General features: G+C 41.0%; 17 protein-coding genes. 12 read left to right on the top strand and 5 right to left on the bottom strand.

What is annotated here, in order from left to right; all coding sequences use genetic code 11:
- Positions 1–379 precede the first annotated feature (379 nt).
- The 6 genes from VNZ46_RS18850 to VNZ46_RS18825 all read left to right on the top strand — a co-directional run bounded on the left by VNZ46_RS18850 (position 380) and on the right by VNZ46_RS18825 (position 7,132).
- Positions 380–1,162, top strand: a complete 783-nt coding sequence (locus VNZ46_RS18850; protein ID WP_325561570.1) for a DUF4197 domain-containing protein — start codon at positions 380–382, stop codon at positions 1,160–1,162.
- A 420-nt stretch (positions 1,163–1,582) separates the two neighbouring features.
- On the top strand, positions 1,583–2,800 hold the full coding sequence (locus VNZ46_RS18845) for a DEAD/DEAH box helicase (protein WP_325561569.1): 1,218 nt from the start codon (positions 1,583–1,585) through the stop codon (positions 2,798–2,800).
- A 36-nt stretch (positions 2,801–2,836) separates the two neighbouring features.
- Entirely contained in the window at positions 2,837–4,117 is a 1,281-nt protein-coding gene (locus VNZ46_RS18840; RefSeq protein ID WP_325561568.1) for a replication-associated recombination protein A, read from the top strand.
- Positions 4,118–4,128: 11 nt separating this feature from the next.
- On the top strand, positions 4,129–5,607 hold the full coding sequence (locus VNZ46_RS18835; RefSeq protein WP_325561567.1) for a DUF5687 family protein: 1,479 nt from the start codon (positions 4,129–4,131) through the stop codon (positions 5,605–5,607).
- Complete coding sequence (locus tag VNZ46_RS18830) at positions 5,604–6,299, top strand: ABC transporter ATP-binding protein (RefSeq protein ID WP_325561566.1); 696 nt, start codon at positions 5,604–5,606, stop codon at positions 6,297–6,299. The genes VNZ46_RS18835 and VNZ46_RS18830 overlap by 4 nt, the downstream gene beginning before the upstream one ends.
- Before the next feature lie 152 nt (positions 6,300–6,451).
- Positions 6,452–7,132 carry an OmpA family protein gene (locus VNZ46_RS18825; RefSeq protein WP_316837540.1) on the top strand — a complete coding sequence of 227 codons (681 nt, stop codon included), beginning with the start codon at positions 6,452–6,454 and terminating at the stop codon, positions 7,130–7,132.
- A gap of 81 nt (positions 7,133–7,213) precedes the next feature.
- On the opposite strand, the gene VNZ46_RS18820 is transcribed toward VNZ46_RS18825, so the two are convergent.
- Positions 7,214–7,567: a hypothetical protein gene (locus VNZ46_RS18820; RefSeq protein ID WP_133783706.1), complete on the bottom strand. Its 354-nt coding sequence runs from the start codon at positions 7,565–7,567 to the stop codon at positions 7,214–7,216.
- Between the two features lie 80 nt (positions 7,568–7,647).
- On the opposite strand from VNZ46_RS18820, the gene VNZ46_RS18815 reads away from it, so the two are divergent.
- Positions 7,648–8,661 carry a Gfo/Idh/MocA family oxidoreductase gene (locus tag VNZ46_RS18815; RefSeq protein ID WP_325561565.1) on the top strand — a complete coding sequence of 338 codons (1,014 nt, stop codon included), beginning with the start codon at positions 7,648–7,650 and terminating at the stop codon, positions 8,659–8,661.
- 1 nt (position 8,662) lies between these two features.
- Positions 8,663–9,445, top strand: coding sequence for a M90 family metallopeptidase (locus VNZ46_RS18810; protein ID WP_325561564.1), 783 nt, complete (start codon positions 8,663–8,665; stop codon positions 9,443–9,445).
- Here the strand turns inward: VNZ46_RS18810 and VNZ46_RS18805 are convergent.
- The 3 genes from VNZ46_RS18805 to VNZ46_RS18795 all read right to left on the bottom strand — a co-directional run bounded on the left by VNZ46_RS18805 (position 9,440) and on the right by VNZ46_RS18795 (position 13,455).
- Positions 9,440–10,429, bottom strand: a complete 990-nt coding sequence (locus VNZ46_RS18805) for an alpha/beta hydrolase (RefSeq protein WP_325561563.1) — start codon at positions 10,427–10,429, stop codon at positions 9,440–9,442. The genes VNZ46_RS18810 and VNZ46_RS18805 overlap by 6 nt on opposite strands.
- Positions 10,430–10,567: 138 nt before the next feature.
- Complete coding sequence (locus tag VNZ46_RS18800) at positions 10,568–12,889, bottom strand: TonB-dependent receptor (RefSeq protein ID WP_325561562.1); 2,322 nt, start codon at positions 12,887–12,889, stop codon at positions 10,568–10,570.
- Positions 12,890–13,122: 233 nt separating this feature from the next.
- The gene (locus VNZ46_RS18795; protein WP_325561561.1) at positions 13,123–13,455 is read right to left on the bottom strand and encodes a hypothetical protein; all 333 of its coding nucleotides are present in this window, start codon (positions 13,453–13,455) and stop codon (positions 13,123–13,125) included.
- A 201-nt stretch (positions 13,456–13,656) separates the two neighbouring features.
- On the opposite strand from VNZ46_RS18795, the gene VNZ46_RS18790 reads away from it, so the two are divergent.
- The 3 genes from VNZ46_RS18790 (at position 13,657) to VNZ46_RS18780 (ending at position 16,162) form a co-directional block, all read left to right on the top strand.
- Positions 13,657–14,310, top strand: a complete 654-nt coding sequence (locus VNZ46_RS18790) for a TetR family transcriptional regulator C-terminal domain-containing protein (protein WP_133783719.1) — start codon at positions 13,657–13,659, stop codon at positions 14,308–14,310.
- A gap of 2 nt (positions 14,311–14,312) precedes the next feature.
- Positions 14,313–15,611, top strand: coding sequence for an AarF/ABC1/UbiB kinase family protein (locus tag VNZ46_RS18785; protein WP_325561560.1), 1,299 nt, complete (start codon positions 14,313–14,315; stop codon positions 15,609–15,611).
- 155 nt (positions 15,612–15,766) lie between these two features.
- Entirely contained in the window at positions 15,767–16,162 is a 396-nt protein-coding gene (locus VNZ46_RS18780) for a response regulator transcription factor (RefSeq protein ID WP_108552941.1), read from the top strand.
- On the opposite strand, the gene VNZ46_RS18775 is transcribed toward VNZ46_RS18780, so the two are convergent.
- Positions 16,159–16,926, bottom strand: coding sequence for a Ku protein (locus VNZ46_RS18775; protein WP_325561559.1), 768 nt, complete (start codon positions 16,924–16,926; stop codon positions 16,159–16,161). The two genes, VNZ46_RS18780 and VNZ46_RS18775, sit on opposite strands and share 4 nt — an antisense overlap.
- Before the next feature lie 114 nt (positions 16,927–17,040).
- Between VNZ46_RS18775 and VNZ46_RS18770 the strand changes: the two genes are divergently transcribed.
- Positions 17,041–17,426, top strand: a 386-nt coding sequence (locus tag VNZ46_RS18770; RefSeq protein WP_325561558.1) for a dienelactone hydrolase family protein, incomplete at its 3' end; no start/stop codon positions are given.

Here is a 17,426-nt window from a genome sequence, read left to right as displayed (position 1 = left end):
TCTTTGCTCTGCTCTTCATCTTTCAGATAATTAAGGCACACCCCAAAAACCAAATGCATGTAACGGTTATACAATGCACCTAATACCTCCAGATCACCGCCTGATTTGTATTGCAAAATCAGTTCGGTGTCGTTCTTCTCGTTTATCTTATGCTGGTTCTTTATAAATTTCAATGATCTGCTGCGGAAAAATCTAATCAAGTATAAAAATATTTTCTGACTTATCCAGTATTCCCCCCGGAATCGGGCTTTTCTTCCACATCATTTCCATTTAAAACCTTACCAGACATCTGTAAGACCCTATCCTACAGACCATATAAAATCAGATCAAACTCTTTTTAACGATGGCCGAAGATTTGCTATCTTCAAAAAAAATAAACATGAAAAAGATCAGCATCTATATGGCCGCTACCGGTTTAGTTCTATTCAGTTCTTTACAGGTTGAGGCACAATCTAAACTCGGCAGTATTCTAAAGAGTATTTCGTCAAAACAAACTAAAACAACAACAACAACAACAAGTAAGTCAAGTTCTTCGGCAGGAACCCCTTCTACGCTTGAAATTGGACAGGGTATTAAACAGGCTCTGGAAATAGGTATTGCAGCCGGAGCAGACAAGCTTTCGGCTAAAGATGGTTTTTTTGGTAATATGGCCGTTAAGATCCTGTTTCCACCAGAGGCCCAGAAAGTAGAAAAAACTTTAAGGACTATTGGCCTGGGTTCTCTCGCTGACAATGTAGTTTTAAGTCTAAACCGTGCGGCGGAGGATGCCGCCAAAGAAGCAAAGCCCATCTTCCTGTCTGCCATTAAACAAATGACAGTTGCCGATGCGACCAATATTTTGCTGGGCAGCAGCGATGCAGCAACTCAGTATTTCAAAAAGGCAACTACTGCCCAGCTAATGGAGAAATTCAAGCCCGTGATCTCCTCCAGCTTAAATAAAGTTGGTGCCACAAAATACTGGACAGATGCCGCCGGGCAATACAATAAACTTCCATTGGTTAAGCCGGTAAATGCAGATTTATCTGATTATGCAACCCAAAAAGCAATTGATGGGATGTTTATCCAGGTGGCTCAGGAAGAGTTGAAGATTCGTGGTAATACCGCCTCAAGGTCGACTTCTTTGTTGCAGAAGGTGTTTGGCTATGCAGATAAAAATAAATAAGTAAGCTTTATAAAAAATAAATGTACTCTTCGAACACTGAAGTCCTTGCCGCGCTGCGCTCTGGTGGCAAGGCCCTCTGAGGTGTTCTCTGAGTAACATTGATTTTTTCTGGGCGCTTAGCTGGGGGGCGAGTCCGGGCAGGGTGCAGACGATGTTATGGAAATCGTTTAGTATTGAAAAGACCTAATGTTTATGCGCCGTCCCCGGTCACCTCTCTACTCTGCAATTTGCTACGGAAAATTCTCGTACGCTGCGGAAAGACCTCAGAGATCTGCGGCTTCTTCAGCCGCCTGATATCGTTAGTCTTGGAGCAGCTGTACAGAATTTTCCGAACAATTCACCCCATTTTCATCAAAGCTTGCTCTTTTCTGTTTTTTTAACCTACTTTTATAGAATACATTAGTAACAATATAAAGTAGATTGGATTTTAAAGACTTTAATTTTAACCCCGAATTATTAGAAGGGTTACTGGCAATGGGATTTCGCAATGCCACACCTGTTCAACAACAGGCTATTCCTCTTATTTCGGCTAAAAAAGATTTAATTGCCTGCGCACAGACCGGAACCGGTAAAACCGGGGCTTATCTTTTGCCGATTATGGACATGATCAGTGCAACTGAAAACCGTCACAATAACACTTTGATTTTAGCGCCAACCCGGGAGCTGGCACAACAAATAGACCTTCAGGTAGAAGCGCTCTCTTACTTTACCAATATCAGCTCACTGACTGTATATGGCGGTGGTGACGGTATAGCCTACGAGCAGCAAAAACGCTCTATGCGGGAAGGCGTAGACATCATTATTGCTACTCCGGGAAGACTGATCTCACATCTTTCTTCAGGTGTACTGAAATTGGACCAATTGCAACATCTGGTTCTGGATGAAGCAGACCGCATGCTGGATATGGGCTTTTATGATGACATCATGAAAATTGTGAGCTATTTGCCAAAGAAGAGGCAAACTGTACTCTTCTCTGCCACAATGCCTCCCAAGATCAGAAAACTGGCTGCAACGTTACTGGACCATCCTGAACAGATTAGCCTGGCCATCTCAAAACCCGCCGAAGGAATTTCGCAGCAGATTTACCATGTACACGATGCGCAAAAAGTTCCGTTACTTACCGGAATCCTGAAAACCGATGTGTACAAAAGCATTATTGTTTTCGCATCAACCAAAGAAAAAGTAAAGAATTTAGGTAAAGTGTTCCGCGGTTTGGGTTTAAAAGCAGAAGCCTTTCACTCCGATCTGGGACAGAAAGAACGTGAAAGTATTTTACTTACCTTTAAAAATAAACAGCTTCCCATCCTGATCGGAACAGATGTATTAAGCCGGGGAATTGATGTGGAAGGTATTGATCTTGTAGTTAATTTTGATGTCCCTCACGACGCAGAAGACTATGTACACCGCATTGGGCGTACAGCCAGAGCTGCAACCAAAGGAACAGCCATAACCCTGGTCAACGCAAAAGATAAACGCAAATTAGACAGTATTGAAAAGCTGATTGAACGCAAAATTGACGTGATACCACTTCCAGAAGATATTGCAGCAATAGAAGCTGTTCACAAACCTGAAGCACCAAGAAAAAATAACACAAACAATTCCAGGAAAAAGAAGGTTTGGCATAAAAAGAAAGCGTAATCCTTCTTTTTCATCCATTTTCTTATCTTTACCTATATGCAAAATCTTCCTCCTTTAGCTGAACGTATGCGTCCTCAAAATCTGGACGAATACGTAGGGCAGAAGCATTTGGTAGGTCCTGACGCTGTCTTGCGTAAAGCCATTCAAAGCGGACAACTTCCTTCCATGATCTTCTGGGGACCGCCGGGTGTTGGGAAAACCACGCTGGCCTATATCATTTCGCAGACTCTGGACCGTCCTTTTTTCAACCTGAGCGCTATCAATTCCGGTGTCAAAGATATCCGTGACGTGATTGACCGTGCAGCCTTGTTAAAAGACAGCCTTATGGGCTTACCTATTCTGTTTATTGACGAGATCCATCGGTTCAGCAAATCCCAGCAGGACAGTTTGCTTGGTGCAGTAGAAAGAGGATTGGTCACCTTAATTGGTGCAACCACTGAAAACCCCTCATTTGAAGTCATCTCCGCCTTGCTTTCCAGGTGCCAGGTATATATTCTGAAATCTCTGGACGAGTCTGAACTTTCCGGTTTGCTGCATACTGCGATCAAAGAAGATGTTGTACTAAAAGAAAAAAAGATTACCATAAAGGATCATGAAGCACTGATCCGTCTTTCCGGCGGCGACGCCCGAAAATTGCTCAATGTACTGGAGATTGCCATCAATGGAATTGGCGGAAATAAAATTGTACTGACCAATGAAAATGTACTGGCGCATGCCCAGCAAAATCTGGCCTTGTATGATAAAGCCGGCGAACAGCATTATGATATTATTTCCGCTTTTATAAAATCTATCCGCGGCAGCGACCCTAATGCAGCTGTTTACTGGCTGGCCAGAATGATTGAGGGAGGCGAAGATCCTTTATTCATTGCCAGAAGGTTGCTCATTTTGGCTTCGGAAGATATCGGCAATGCCAATCCAAATGCCTTACTCCTGGCCAACAATTGTTTCCAGGCGGTGAATGTAATTGGCTACCCAGAGGCCAGGATCATTCTTTCACAGGCAGTAACCTATATGGCTTCTTCTGTCAAAAGCAATGCATCTTATGAGGCGATCAACAAAGCACAGATGCTGGTGAAGCAAACTGGTAATTTGCCGGTTCCGCTCCACATCAGGAATGCGCCAACCAAGCTCATGAAAAATATCGGGTATGGTAAAGATTATAAATATTCCCATGGATATGAAGGAAATTTTTCTGAACAGGAATATTTGCCTGAACAGATCAGTGGCACAAAACTCTATGATCCAGGCAAAAACCCTGCAGAAGATAAACTCCGGGAAAAATTAAAACAGAACTGGAAAAACAAGTATAATTATTAATTTGTGATCAAATGCTCTTCACCTTTTTAAATCATCAATGGTTAGGTTTCTGGAGATCCAGGGGCAAGGGTGGCAGCATCGCCATACAAATTGTCATGGGGATTCTGATCCTCTACATTCTGGCCTGCGCGCTGATTGCAGGACTGGCTTTTGAAGAACTGATCAGTAAGTTCTTCCCGGGAAAGGATGTTGCATCTGTATTCAATGGGGCTATCCTCTACTATTTTGCGATTGAATTCTTGATGCGTCTGCAATTGCAGGAACTTCCCACATTATCTATCGTTCCTTACCTGCACCTGAATATACCAAAGAATAAGCTGGTCACATTTTTAAATATCCGGGCCCTTTTTTCCGCCTTTAATATCCTTCCGGTATTTCTATTTTTCCCCTTTTGCGCAACCTATATCCATGAGACCCATGGTGTGCTTACGGAACTGTTATTTATGCTCTCCATTTTTTCTTTAACGATCTTTAACAATTATCTGGCATTATATGTTAAAAGGCTGTCCACTGCAAGCACGGTATTTGTTTTTTCGGGCTTGTTCCTTTTGCTCAGCTTTGGTACACTGGAATATCTAAAAGTGTTTTCCATATCGGACTTGTCCAACTGGGTATTTGCACAGCTTGCCGCACATCCTGCGATTGGGACTATCTTTCCCATACTGGCCTTCGTAATGTTCCAGATCAATGCCTCCTACTTAAAAAACAATCTCTATATAGAAGGTCTATCCAGGGGTGAGAAAAAGAAATCAGCAACAGATTACCCATTTCTGAATAAATTTGGTGAGGCCGGTACCCTGGCCGCACTGGAAATCAAACTGATCTTAAGAAATAAACGTCCTAAATCAACCGCATCGAAAGGCCTTCTTTTTATCCTGTATGGCTTTCTTTTTTATAAAAAGGAGCTGATCAATAAAGATGAATTTGGAATGATGTTGTTTGCAGCAACTTTCATGACAGGCAATATGATTCTCCTTTACGGTCAATTTATGTTTGGCTGGCAAAGCGCGGAATTTGACGGACTGATGGCCAGTAAAACCAGCATTAAGAATTTTATACAATCAAAGTTCCTGCTGTTCAGCATTTCTTCTACGGTACTCACACTGATCATCAGTCTGTATGGATTGATCAGCTGGAAAATACTATTGGTACAGTTTACAGCTTATTTTTATAGCGTCGGCATCGCGTCTGTGCTGGTACTGTATTTTGCGACCAGGAACTACAAATATATTGACCTAAGTAAAGGATCCAGTTTTAACTGGCAAGGTGTTGGAGCTTCTTCTCTGCTGATGAGCCTCCCGGTTTTTCTGCTTCCTTTTGTGATCTATATCCCCCTATCCTATTTCTTCAATCCGTACCTCGGACTCTCAGGTGTGGCTATATTTGGATTAGCGGGCATATTCTCCCGCAGTTTTTGGGTAGATTTTTTGGTCAAAGAATTTAACAAAAGAAAATATCAAATAGCCGAGGGCTTTAGAGAACGTTCATGATAGAAATAAAAAACCTAAAGAAAGTTTACGCCGGACGTACTGTCGTGAACATAGAAAGCCTGGAGTTTGGTTCGGGAGAAACAATTGGTTTGGTTGGAAACAATGGTGCAGGGAAAACAACCCTGTTTAGGATGCTTCTTGACCTGATTAAACCAGATTTCGGAGAAATTCTATCTAAGAACGCTGATGTTTCCAGGCTAGACCAGTGGAAAAACTATACTGCATCCTATCTTGATGAAGGTTTCCTGATTGATTATTTAACACCTGAGGAATATTTTATCTTCATTGGAAGCCTGCACCATAAAACCGCTGCTCATGTAAACGATTATCTGAAGCGGTATGAGGAATTTTTCAATGGAGAAATTTTGGCCAGCGGTAAATACATCCGTGATTTTTCTAAAGGAAACCAGAACAAAATCGGTATTGCTGCAGCAATCATGCAGGATCCTGAACTCTTGGTACTCGATGAACCTTTTGCTAATCTGGATCCAACCACACAGATCCGGTTGAAAATGCTGATCAGAAACCTGCAAAAAGGCCACAATGTAACAACCTTAATTTCCAGTCATGATTTAAATCATGTTACTGATGTTTGTGACAGGATCATTTTAATGGAAAAAGGTCTTATTATTAAAGACCTCCGTACTGATGAAAACACACTAAAAGAATTAGAAGCCTATTTTTCTGAATAGCTCTGTACTGAATTTGGGTCACCCCGGCGAAGCAAAAAGCGCGTCATCCCTTTAATAAGCAGAAAAATAACAAGAAAATTACGTTAATTATTTCAATTGCGATTATTGGCACTCCGTTTGATTCAGCACAGTCAGTAAATTAAAATCAAATGATGACGACTTCAAAATTCAAAGTAGCAACATTCAGCATCGCCCTAGCCATGAGCGCAATGGCTTTTCAAGGTTGCGACAGCTTAACAAAAACACAAAAAGGTGCAGGTATTGGTGCTGCAGCCGGTGGTGTACTTGGTGCCATCATTGGTAAAAAAGCAGGTAACACAGCTGTAGGTGCGCTAATTGGTGCCGCTGTAGGTGGTACTGCAGGTGGTTTTATTGGGAAGAGGATGGATAAGCAAGCCGCAGAGATCCAAAATGCAATCCCAAGTGCTGAGGTAATCCGCGAAGGAGAAGGTATCATAGTAAAATTTGATAGTGGAATCTTATTTGATTTTGACAGTTCCAATTTAAAAGATCCGGCTAAAGAAAACATTAAAACTCTGGCAGCCTCTTTAAACCAGTATCCAGGAACGGACATTAAAGTAATCGGTCATACAGATAATAAAGGAACAGAAGCTTATAATATGAGCTTATCTGAAAGAAGAGCAGCAGCAGTTAAAGCTTATGCAGTTGCACAAGGTGTACCTTCTTCCAGATTGATCACTGTAGGAAAAGGTTTTTCTGAGCCGATTGCTGACAATTCAACAGATGCAGGACGGGCAGCTAACCGTCGTGTAGAGATTGTTATTGTTGCAAATGATCAGCTTAAACAAGAAGCAAAAGCACAAGGAAAATAAAGAATTTACATCTACCTATGTAAAATCAAAAAACCCGTCGTACCATGTACTTCGGGTTTTTTATTTAACAAAATTCCGGTTTTATACCTCTTCGTTATAGATATCCTCAAAGTAAAAAATGGCCAGTGATTTAAGCAATAATTCCTGCTCCATCATAGCATATGAAGGAATCGGCTTGATCAGTTTCCAGTGTGGCCAGCCATCCTGGTCTAATCCCTCCAGTTCGTAGAAACCCATTTCGCTTAATAAACGACAGGTGGCTATGTGCATCAATTCTTCTTTCTGCCTTTTACTGTATTTACCAGGTCCTTTTCCAAGTTCCTGCACGCCAATGAGGAATAAAATAACTTTAAGATCCGGAGTATCGGAATCAAATTCCTTCGCGATTTTTTGCTGAAGGACCTTCCACTTTGCATGTATTTCTGCTGGCTTCATAAAAGCAAAGATACAGTTATCGGTTTTGTTTATGACATTAATATTGAAGCAATGGTGTACGGATTTATTACTTTTATAAAATGGAAAGAGTAATTACAACCGGCCTGCTGGCCTATGGAATGTCGGGAAAAGTATTTCACGCACCGTTTATAGATGCACATCCTGGATTCAAACTGTATGCAGTTACCGAAAGACATCAGAAACAAGTGGCAAATGATTATCCCGGAGTGATCAGCTTCAATACGGTTGATGATCTCCTTGATGACCAGCAGATAGAACTTGTAGTGATCAACACCCCTAACTTTACCCATTTTGATTTTGCCAGGAAGGCCCTGCAAAAAGGAAAACATATTTTAGTGGAGAAGCCCTTTGCGGCCACTGCTGCTGAAGCCCAGGAGTTATTTGACCTGGCCAGATCAGTGGACAGAAAGGTTTTTGTTTATCAGAACAGAAGATGGGACAGTGATTTTATCGCCATAAAAAAAATTCTGGAGGAAGACACTTTGGGAAAATTAAGCGAAGTTCATTTCCGTTTTGATCGTTACCGTGCTTCCATTGGCCCAAAAACATTTAAAGAGGAACCTATTGCGGCAAGTGGCCTTCAATATGATCTTGGTCCGCATCTGCTCGATCAGGTCATCAGCATCTTCGGAAAACCCCTCCATTTTTATAAGGTTTTGGGAAAAAATAGGGTAAACACTCAGGTAGATGATTTTTTCAGTATACACCTGAGCTATCCGGACAGTGTAAACGTTTTTGTTCATGCCAATATGCTGGTTACAGATATCCAGCCCGCCTTTGTTATCCACGGTACAAAAGGGAGTTTAATCAAATACCGGGCGGATGTGCAGGAAGAACAACTTCTGAGAGGAATTAAACCTACAGAAGAAGCTTACGGTGCTGAAGAAAAAGGTAAAGAAGCTCTATTGACCTCCCTGAATTCAGAAGGACAAAAGGAACAAGTTTATATTCCATCGGCAAAAGGCAATTATCTCCCTTTATTTGAAGCGGTTTATGATGCGCTCACCACAGGAAAGCCTTATCCCGTTGAAGAAAGCCAAATTCTTGCTCAACTCACTATACTGGAGTCATAAGATGAGTTCAATCTGGATATTAATTCCCATTGCAGGCCTGGTTATATACCTGATCTTAAGAAAAAAACCAGTCCAAGCACCCGCTTCCTTAAGTCCCGAAGAGAAAACAATTTTGCAGGGACATGTCGTATTTTACCAGCATCTGGACGCAAAGCAAAAACTCAAATTTGAAACCAAGATCGCAGACTTTCTAAAACGGATTAAAGTGGAAGGGATCGGCGTTGATATCACGGTCCTGGATCGCCTCCTTATTGCATCAAGTGCAGTCATCCCCATCTTTGGATTTGACGGATGGCAATACCGGAACCTGACCAATGTGGTTCTGTATCCGGATACCTTTAATAAAGACTTCGAATTTGAAGGTGGAGAAAGAAATATACTGGGCATGGTGGGTACCGGCTACATGAATGGCCAGATGGTTTTATCCAGATCAGCTTTACGTGCTGGTTTCTCGCCTAATGCCGGAGATGAAAATACAGGGATTCACGAATTTGTCCACCTGCTGGACAAATCTGATGGGGCAACAGATGGCGTCCCTGAAAATCTGCTCAAACATGAATATACCATTCCATGGTTAAAGATGGTCCACCAGGAAATGCACAGAATTGAAGCTGGAAAATCAGACATCAATCCTTATGCAATCACCAACGAAGCGGAATTCTTAGCTGTTGTATCAGAGTATTTCTTTGAAAAGCCAGATAAATTTAAAAGCAAGCACCCTGAGCTCTATCACATTCTTTCTGAAATGTTCGCCCAGCAACCTGCAATTGAAAAGGGCTTATAAGCTTCCCAACAGGGCAATCAGGAATTCTGTGGGTACTTCCAGGTGAGGAATGTGCCCACAGGCTTCAAATTCGATCAGTTTTGCCCCTGGGATCTTAGCTGCCGTTTGCTTGCCCAATACTTTATATTGTCCGTGAAGGGATTGCTGTTCCGGACTAAGCAGACCCTTACCTACAATGGTTTTATCTTCTTTTCCAATAAACAATACCGTCGGAACTTTTAAATAAGGGAATTCATAGACAACCGGCTGTTCATAGATCATTGTAAATGTCATTGCAGCAACCTTAGCCCAACGGGGGAAATCAGTACTATAACCCACTCCTGCCGCTATACGCACCAGTTCTTCATACTCTGGCTTCCAAAGGGTAAAATAGGATGTTTGATAATATTTCCGGACAGATTCTGCGGTGGCTTTCAGTTCTGTTTTATATTGCTCTTCTGTACTTACATAAGGGACAAACTCCCTGTAATCCTCCAGGCCTATGGGATTTTCCAACAGCAGCTTTTCTACATTCTGCGGATAAAGCAAGGCGTACCTGGTGGCCAGCATCCCACCCATAGAATGACCCAGAATACTTGCTTTCTGAATACCCAGGCTATCTAAAAGCATTTTATTCCAGCGTGCCATCTGGTGAAAGCTATAGTGAATAATAGGTTTGGAAGACTTCCCAAAGCCAATCTGATCCGGAACAATCACCCTGAAACCCCGGTCTGTTAGCGCCTTGATGACATTTGTCCAGTAATAGCCCCCAAAGTTCTTGCCATGAAAAAGCACAACGGTCCTTCCGTTGGCCCTTTGCTGTGGAACAATATCCATATAGGCCATTCTCAAATCCTGCCCTTCTGTCTGGACGGCAAAGTATTTTACCGGGTAGGCATATTTAACGTTTTCAAGGGTAATGGAGAGTGTATCGATTTTCTGGGCAAATACGCCGGTATAAAAAGCAAAAATAATCAGGATAAAAAGGTATATTTTTTTCGGCATGATAGTGGTTTTTACTGAAAACAAATCGCAGATAGCGAAAGTTCTAAATATAGAATTTTTTTAGAATATGCCTTCCAGTCCCACAAAAATAAGACATTATTAAAAAAGCCGCTTCTTTCGAAACGGCCTTTTTAAGATTTATTTTTTCAATGTAAAAGGAATATTTACGCCAAAGGTAATGTTGCGCCCCTGGTTATAAATACCCAGCGTTGGATCTTCGTCACTCAATCTACCCGGCTTAAAACGGCTCAGGTGGTCATAATAAGCTTTATCCAACAAGTTCTTACCTGCCACATACAAGGTAATGTCCTGGTTTTTACTCAACTTTAAGGTGGTTCCTACAGAGGCATTCAACAAAGTATAACCAGATGTTGGGGTTTCAAAGCTGTCTATTTTAGTTTGTTTGAAGAAATTATCTATCCCAACAGAAATATACGAATGCGAAGTTCCTGCGATATTGGGCTCAAACCGGAGTTCATTGCGCAAAGTTGCTGCCGGAATAAAAGGCAAAGATCCTTTTGTTGTACGGTTGGTTGCACGGGTGTAAGAAAAACTGTTATCAAAATGGATATAATGCACCGGATGCAGTGTTAAAGAAGCTTCTATACCTCTTAGAAAAGCGTTATCCTGTACAAAATCATATACTGGATATTCTCTGCCCTCTACTGTTTTTGTCTGTCCGTTGGTATTGTAATAAATATAATTATTGATATAATTCGCAAAACCACCCAGGCTTGCATTTACGTACTGGTTCTCATAATCGAATGAAGCATCAAACTGGAAACTTTGCTCTGGCTTCAAATTCGGATTTCCAACCTCATATCGGAATACCCCTTCATGAACACCATTGGAAGAAAGTTCAGCAATATTAGGCGCTCTAAAAGCACTCCCTGCATTCGCTTTAAAACTAAAGGCATCATTAAATTCATGGGTATAGCCCATTGCTCCGGTCACATGTGAGAATTTATTGGTAAATGCATTAAAGTCTGTTTCATCACTGTGAAACTCCTTACCTGTCATCTTCCTGTAGTCAAATCTTGCCCCCGCATTAAAGGTATCATTGTCCCAGGTTTTTTTGATAAAGATAAAACCTCCAAAAGCCTGGCTGTCAAAATCAGGAACCAGTTGTTCCAGCCCAGTCGTATTTATGCTGTGCATAAACTCTCCCGAAATGCCGGCAACAGGTGCCCAGCCATTAAATTCTTTAAAGGAGTATTTCAGGTCGTAGCTGTAGGTATAACTGTTCAGAAATAAAGAAGGATCTTCATTTGGCGCACCAAGCTCTCTGCGCAGGTTATGCTGATAACCTAAGGTAGCTTTTAAGCTTCCGTCGCCTAAAAGAAGGTTACTGTTCAGCGCTATTTTATAATGACGCACATCCTGCTTAGGGTAAGCCAGCGTTCTGTCTTTATTCTGGGCATCTGTAAAAGGATTCCCATCTTCATCGACCAATTGTCCTGCATCATTTCTTACCGGATCATAGAAACCAATATTGGTCCGGAAGCTGGAAGCATCCAGATGGGCATATCCCCATTTTTTATTCAGGCCGATCTGCCCTTCAAAATTGGTTTCGTTGTAGCCTGAATTGGGTACATATTCCGTTGGCGTTTTATAAGAATAAGCATTTTTATAAGAGCCTCTTGCCTTGTACACAAACCCATTTTCGTTACCCTGCAGCATTAAAGAGCTACCCGTAAGTCCGTTGTTTGTAGCATAATTAGATAGAAATTCTCCTTTTAATGTTCCCTCCGGCGCAGGAAGGGCATCCAGGATATTGATCACACCACCTAAAGCATCAGAGCCATACATTAAACTCGCCGGTCCTTTTAATACCTCTACCCGGTCCGCGCTATACTGATCAATCTCTATTCCGTGCTCATCCCCCCATTGTTGCCCCTGCTGTTTTACACCATCGCTCAAGGTAACTACACGGTTATAACTTAATCCCCGGATAACGGGTTTGGATATACCTGGCCCCGTGGTGATCTGAGATACTCCTGGTGTCCTGGAAATGGCATCAATCAGGTTAGTAGAAGGATGATATAAAAGATCTGCCTTACTTACAGTGGATATCGTTGTGCTGTTCTTTTTATTGTCAGAGCTATTGGCTGACCCGGTAATGACCACTTCCTTTCCTTCAATCACACTCGGTTTTAACTGAAACTCCGTGGCACCCGAATTTCCAAAGTCTATAGTTTGCGTAATGGTTTGATATCCTACATAACGGATCTGGACTAGAAAATGTCCGTGTGCAGGGATATTTTTAAGAACAAAAGCTCCCGATTCATTGGTCACCGCAGAGACACGCAGATCAGGAATCGTGATCATTGCTCCGGGAAGTGGTTGTTTAGTGTCTGCATCGATTACTTTTCCCTGGAATTGCGTAAGTTCTACGGCAAAAGCCGCCGTAGTAAACAGTGTATATAATAGTACAGCTAATAAAAGTTGTATCTTTTTCATCAGTATATAATTTGATTTTTAAAGGTCATGACGCGATCACGTGTAGCACGTGATACTTCATCAGATAATTTCCTAACCACAAAGCAGACATAAAATATGAAGGCTTCTATTGTGTATTCTAAGTTCAGTTTATACAAGTTTGTTCCCATCCGACATGGAAATAACAAGCTCTTGACAAACTATAAATACAGGAAACATGTGCATACATGATTTCCATTCATAACATGAAAAATTTAAGCTATGGGAGGGCCGCGAAGGGAAGAATCTATAAGTTCAGTATAAGAACTACTGATTAAGGGCTCTGTTTTTGATAAAGACTTTAGGGTTAAAAATACCTGAAAATAACTGGTTGTAGCTACAAAATCCTTTTCAAAATGTGCAGCACAAATTAAGCAGGTTTCAGAATGACTGCTGATGTGCAGTTTATGGGTACAATTCTTTTCCTGGGTAAGATGGACCTCATCTTCATGATCATGCAAAGCACTCCAGGGTGTCAGGGCAATAGAAAACACCATCAGCATCAGGGCTGATAGAATCCGGTTGATATGTTGACGCTGCTTTCTCACTTTCCTGAAACAAAAGTAATCAATCCCTCTGATTAAATCTATTCCTCAAAGTAACATTGCCTTGATATGACGACCATAAAGGTCAGCCTCGACTTGCAGAAGTCGTTTTTATTACAATAGGATGATGCTTAACCCCCTGTAATCCATAGATAAACAAACCATAATACGCAATTTTACGTTATAACAAGTAAAAGAATCAACATGGCAACAGCTCAGCAAATTAAAAACGCCTATATGGATTATGTGCTTACTCACGATGAGAAGCCAAAATCGGTGTATAGTTTTGTGAAGAAACTTAAAATCAGTGAATCTGAATTTTATGAATTCTATGCCTCATTTGAAAGCATAGAAAAAACAGCCTGGGTAGAATTAACTGTAGAAACTATAGATACCATAGAACAACAGGAAATTTGGTCACAATACTCTTCCAGAGACAAATTACTTTCTTTTTTCTATAGTTATATTGAGGTACTGAAAAAACACAGGAGTTTCATTATTTATAGTCTGAAACAGTCCGGAAATAGATTTTCAACACCCGAAGTACTCTCCGGCACCAAACCTATTTTTGAGAATTTCGCAGAGAATATCATCAATGAAGGCTTAGATTCCGGAGAACTGGCCGATAGAAAATTCCTGAGCAAACGCTATAAAGATGCGCTTTGGATTCAGTTTGCCTTTATTGTAAATTTCTGGGTGAATGACGACTCCGCCGGTTTTGAAAAAACCGACGAGGCCATTGAGAAAGGAATTAACGTAACATTTGATCTCTTTCAACGCTCTCCACTCGACAACCTGTTTGAATACGGGAAATTTTTATCCCGGAACGGAAATTTTAAAGAAAAGATGAGGTTCTAAGCATGCGGGAACAGAAAACCATTCCAACCTCCAAAACAGAACGATCGGCGAAGTTTGTGAAAACAGGCATCCAGATTGGCGGTAATTATATTAAACATTACTCCAAAAAGCTGTTTAATCCAGGTCTTAGCCGGGAGGAGCTTAATGAAGACAATGCAACGGACATCTATAATTCCTTAAGTGAACTTAAAGGAAGTGCTTTAAAAATTGCACAGATGCTCAGCATGGACAAAAACATGCTGCCGAAATCCTATATAGATAAGTTCACACAGTCCCAATACAATGCACCCCCGCTTTCGGGTCCACTCATTGTGAGGACTTTTTCGAAAAATTTCGGCAAAACGCCAGAACAGATCTATGATCGGTTCAACCTTGTATCCAGTAATGCCGCCTCAATAGGACAGGTACATGAAGCCGCATTAAATGGAAAAAAACTTGCGGTCAAGATCCAGTATCCCGGTGTTGGCGACAGCATTTCTTCTGATCTTAAACTCGTAAAACCATTTGCATTTCGCCTCTTGGGCATGGACGAGAAAGACCTCAACATCTATATAAAAGAAGTAGAGGAACGTTTACTGGAAGAAACAGATTATGAACTCGAAATCAAACGTTCTCTTCAGTTTTCGAAGGCCTGTAAAGACCTCAAGAATATTATTTTCCCAGATTACTATCCTGAATTATCGGGAAAAAGAATCATCACTATGGATTGGATTGATGGCCTGCACCTGCGTGAATTTCTAAAGACAAACCCAAGTACTGAACTTAGAAACAAAATCGGGCAAGCCCTCTGGGATTTCTATAATTTCCAGCAACATGAACTTCGTGCCGTTCATGCAGATCCTCATCCGGGCAATTTTTTAATTACGCCCGATGAAAAACTAGGTGTAATAGACTTTGGCTGTATCAAGGAAATTCCAGACGATTTTTACAAACCCTTTTTCTCCCTGATCTCTGATGACGTGACCACAGACAAAACCAGGACAATAAAAGCCTTCCGGGAATTGGATATGATACACGATAAGGATTCTGATGCGCAGGTCGATTTTTATTATACTGCCTATAAAGAAATGATTGAATTATTTGCCAGACCATACAGGAGTAAAACATTCGATTTCAGCCAACCAGATTTTTTTGAACAGTTGTATCACTATGGAGAAAAGATTTCAAAAATGCCTGAGTTTAAACAAGCCAGAGGGGTCAAACATTTTATTTACATCAACCGGACAAACTTTGGCCTCTACACCATTTTGCATGAATTAAAGGCAACCGTTAAAACAGACACCTATAAGCCCCATGTTTAAGGAATCTGCTGAAACATTTTTTATAGATTTTTCAACAGAAATATGACCTATGTGACAAATGTACCCTATTTCTTAATTTTTGTCTATTAATTTACAAAAACCCCTAAACATTAATTTTCAATTGTATATTTGTATGTCCCTAATGAATCAACAAATTGGCAAAGGAATCTAAATTGTACAAAAACATTCTCGTAATAGAAGATAATCATGCTATTTTGGACGTGATTACGCTTATTCTGCAAAGTGAGGCCTATAAAGTTACAGGGTTAAACAAAAGTGCGGATATGCTTGTACATATCGAAGGATTTAAACCAGATCTGATCATCCTGGACATCATGCTTCCTGATGGTGACGGCCGGGTTTTACTTCAGGAATTAAGATCTGACGACAAGACAAAGGACATTCCTGTTCTGATGATTTCTGCGAGATATACAGAAGAAAACATCCAGCATGGCACACATAAGCCTAATGGTTTTTTAGCTAAGCCATTCGACATCGACGATCTGCTGGACAGAATTGAGGGAATTCTTGCAGGGAAAATCTATAATTAAGCTCCTTTTTTATTCAGGCTCTGCATCAGCTGTTCATACAGATCATCGCTGCTGGCTGCTTTAGGTTCCAGCTTTTTAACTGTAGCACGTTTCCCCTTAGCTTTGGCCTTAATGATTTTTAGCAATTCCTGGGTATATTCATCTTTAAAATTCTTAATATCGAAAGCAGAGGTATACTGTTTAATTAAAGCCAGACCAACATCAAGCTCTTTTTTATTAATCGTATTGATGGGCGGGATCTTCATTTCTTCAGCAGTTCGGATTTCTTCCTGAAACCGGATCTTTGTAACCACAATAATTTCATCGAGTGGATGGATAACGCATAAATTTTCGGTACTTCTTAAAACAAATCTGGCTATTCCTGCCTTTTTTGACTGGATCAATGCTTTTAACAGCAATGCATAGGCTTTTTTCCCCTGTGCTTCCGGCTCCGCATAATAGGATGTTTCGTAATAGATCGGATTGATTTCCTCTATATCTACAAAATTCTCCAGCTCAATCATTTTGGTCTTCTCCGGGCTGGCATCTTCAAAATCCTGTTCATCCAGAATCACATACTGATCTTTCAGCAGATAACCTTTCACAATCTTATCATAAGGCACCTCTTTGCGCGTGCGCTCATTGATTCGCTGAAATTTGATGTGGGCATGGTCTTTACTGTCCAGCATATCCAGATCCAGGTGGCTGTTCTGTACAGCAGAATAAAGCCTCACAGGAATATTAACTAAACCAAATCCAATGGATCCTTTCCAAATTGCTCTCATAATTTGCACATTAAACCCTTAGGTAACAACAGTGCTATAGAATTGTTTTACAGGCAGAAACAGGTAATTTATCAAATCTTATCCTTAAATTAGTAAAACGATAAATGCCTGGATATGAAACTCACTCCCGTTTTAATCTTCCTGTTCATGAATACAGCAAGCTTCGCCCAGTTAAAGCCGGTTACCTACCATGATGGCAAACAAGTTCTTCATGGTCTGGCCATTAAACCTGTTAAAGAAAACAAAGGCGGGGTACTGATCCTGCCCGCCTGGAAAGGTATTGATGAAAGTTCAAAAAATGTTGCCGAGCGGTTGTCCAATCTCGGGTATTATGCTTTTATCGCAGACATCTATGGAGAGGGTAATTACCCTAAAGACAGCAAGGAGGCCGGAGAAAGATCGTCCTATTATAAAAAGAACTATGCTGAATACCGTCAAAGGATCAGTCTGGCCTGGCAGGAACTGTTGAAAACCGGTGCAGACCCGGCCAAGATCGTTGT

The sequence above is a fragment of the Pedobacter sp. genome (assembly GCF_035566355.1).
Classification (GTDB): domain Bacteria; phylum Bacteroidota; class Bacteroidia; order Sphingobacteriales; family Sphingobacteriaceae; genus Pedobacter.
The sequence above is the reverse complement of the archived record's forward strand: the minus strand, read 5'-3'. Positions and strand labels throughout refer to the sequence as shown.

Excerpts from the sequence above, each read along its gene's own strand:
- VNZ46_RS18850 (WP_325561570.1), top strand. The coding sequence starts at position 380 with ATGAAAAAGATCAGCATCTATATGGCCGCTACCGGTTTAGTTCTATTC.
- VNZ46_RS18840 (WP_325561568.1), top strand. The coding sequence starts at position 2,837 with ATGCAAAATCTTCCTCCTTTAGCTGAACGTATGCGTCCTCAAAATCTG.
- VNZ46_RS18835 (WP_325561567.1), top strand. The coding sequence starts at position 4,129 with ATGCTCTTCACCTTTTTAAATCATCAATGGTTAGGTTTCTGGAGATCC.
- VNZ46_RS18830 (WP_325561566.1), top strand. The coding sequence starts at position 5,604 with ATGATAGAAATAAAAAACCTAAAGAAAGTTTACGCCGGACGTACTGTC.
- VNZ46_RS18825 (WP_316837540.1), top strand. The coding sequence starts at position 6,452 with ATGACGACTTCAAAATTCAAAGTAGCAACATTCAGCATCGCCCTAGCC.
- VNZ46_RS18820 (WP_133783706.1), bottom strand. The coding sequence starts at position 7,567 with ATGAAGCCAGCAGAAATACATGCAAAGTGGAAGGTCCTTCAGCAAAAA.
- VNZ46_RS18815 (WP_325561565.1), top strand. The coding sequence starts at position 7,648 with ATGGAAAGAGTAATTACAACCGGCCTGCTGGCCTATGGAATGTCGGGA.
- VNZ46_RS18810 (WP_325561564.1), top strand. The coding sequence starts at position 8,663 with ATGAGTTCAATCTGGATATTAATTCCCATTGCAGGCCTGGTTATATAC.
- VNZ46_RS18805 (WP_325561563.1), bottom strand. The coding sequence starts at position 10,429 with ATGCCGAAAAAAATATACCTTTTTATCCTGATTATTTTTGCTTTTTAT.
- VNZ46_RS18800 (WP_325561562.1), bottom strand. The coding sequence starts at position 12,889 with ATGAAAAAGATACAACTTTTATTAGCTGTACTATTATATACACTGTTT.
- VNZ46_RS18790 (WP_133783719.1), top strand. The coding sequence starts at position 13,657 with ATGGCAACAGCTCAGCAAATTAAAAACGCCTATATGGATTATGTGCTT.
- VNZ46_RS18785 (WP_325561560.1), top strand. The coding sequence starts at position 14,313 with ATGCGGGAACAGAAAACCATTCCAACCTCCAAAACAGAACGATCGGCG.
- VNZ46_RS18775 (WP_325561559.1), bottom strand. The coding sequence starts at position 16,926 with ATGAGAGCAATTTGGAAAGGATCCATTGGATTTGGTTTAGTTAATATT.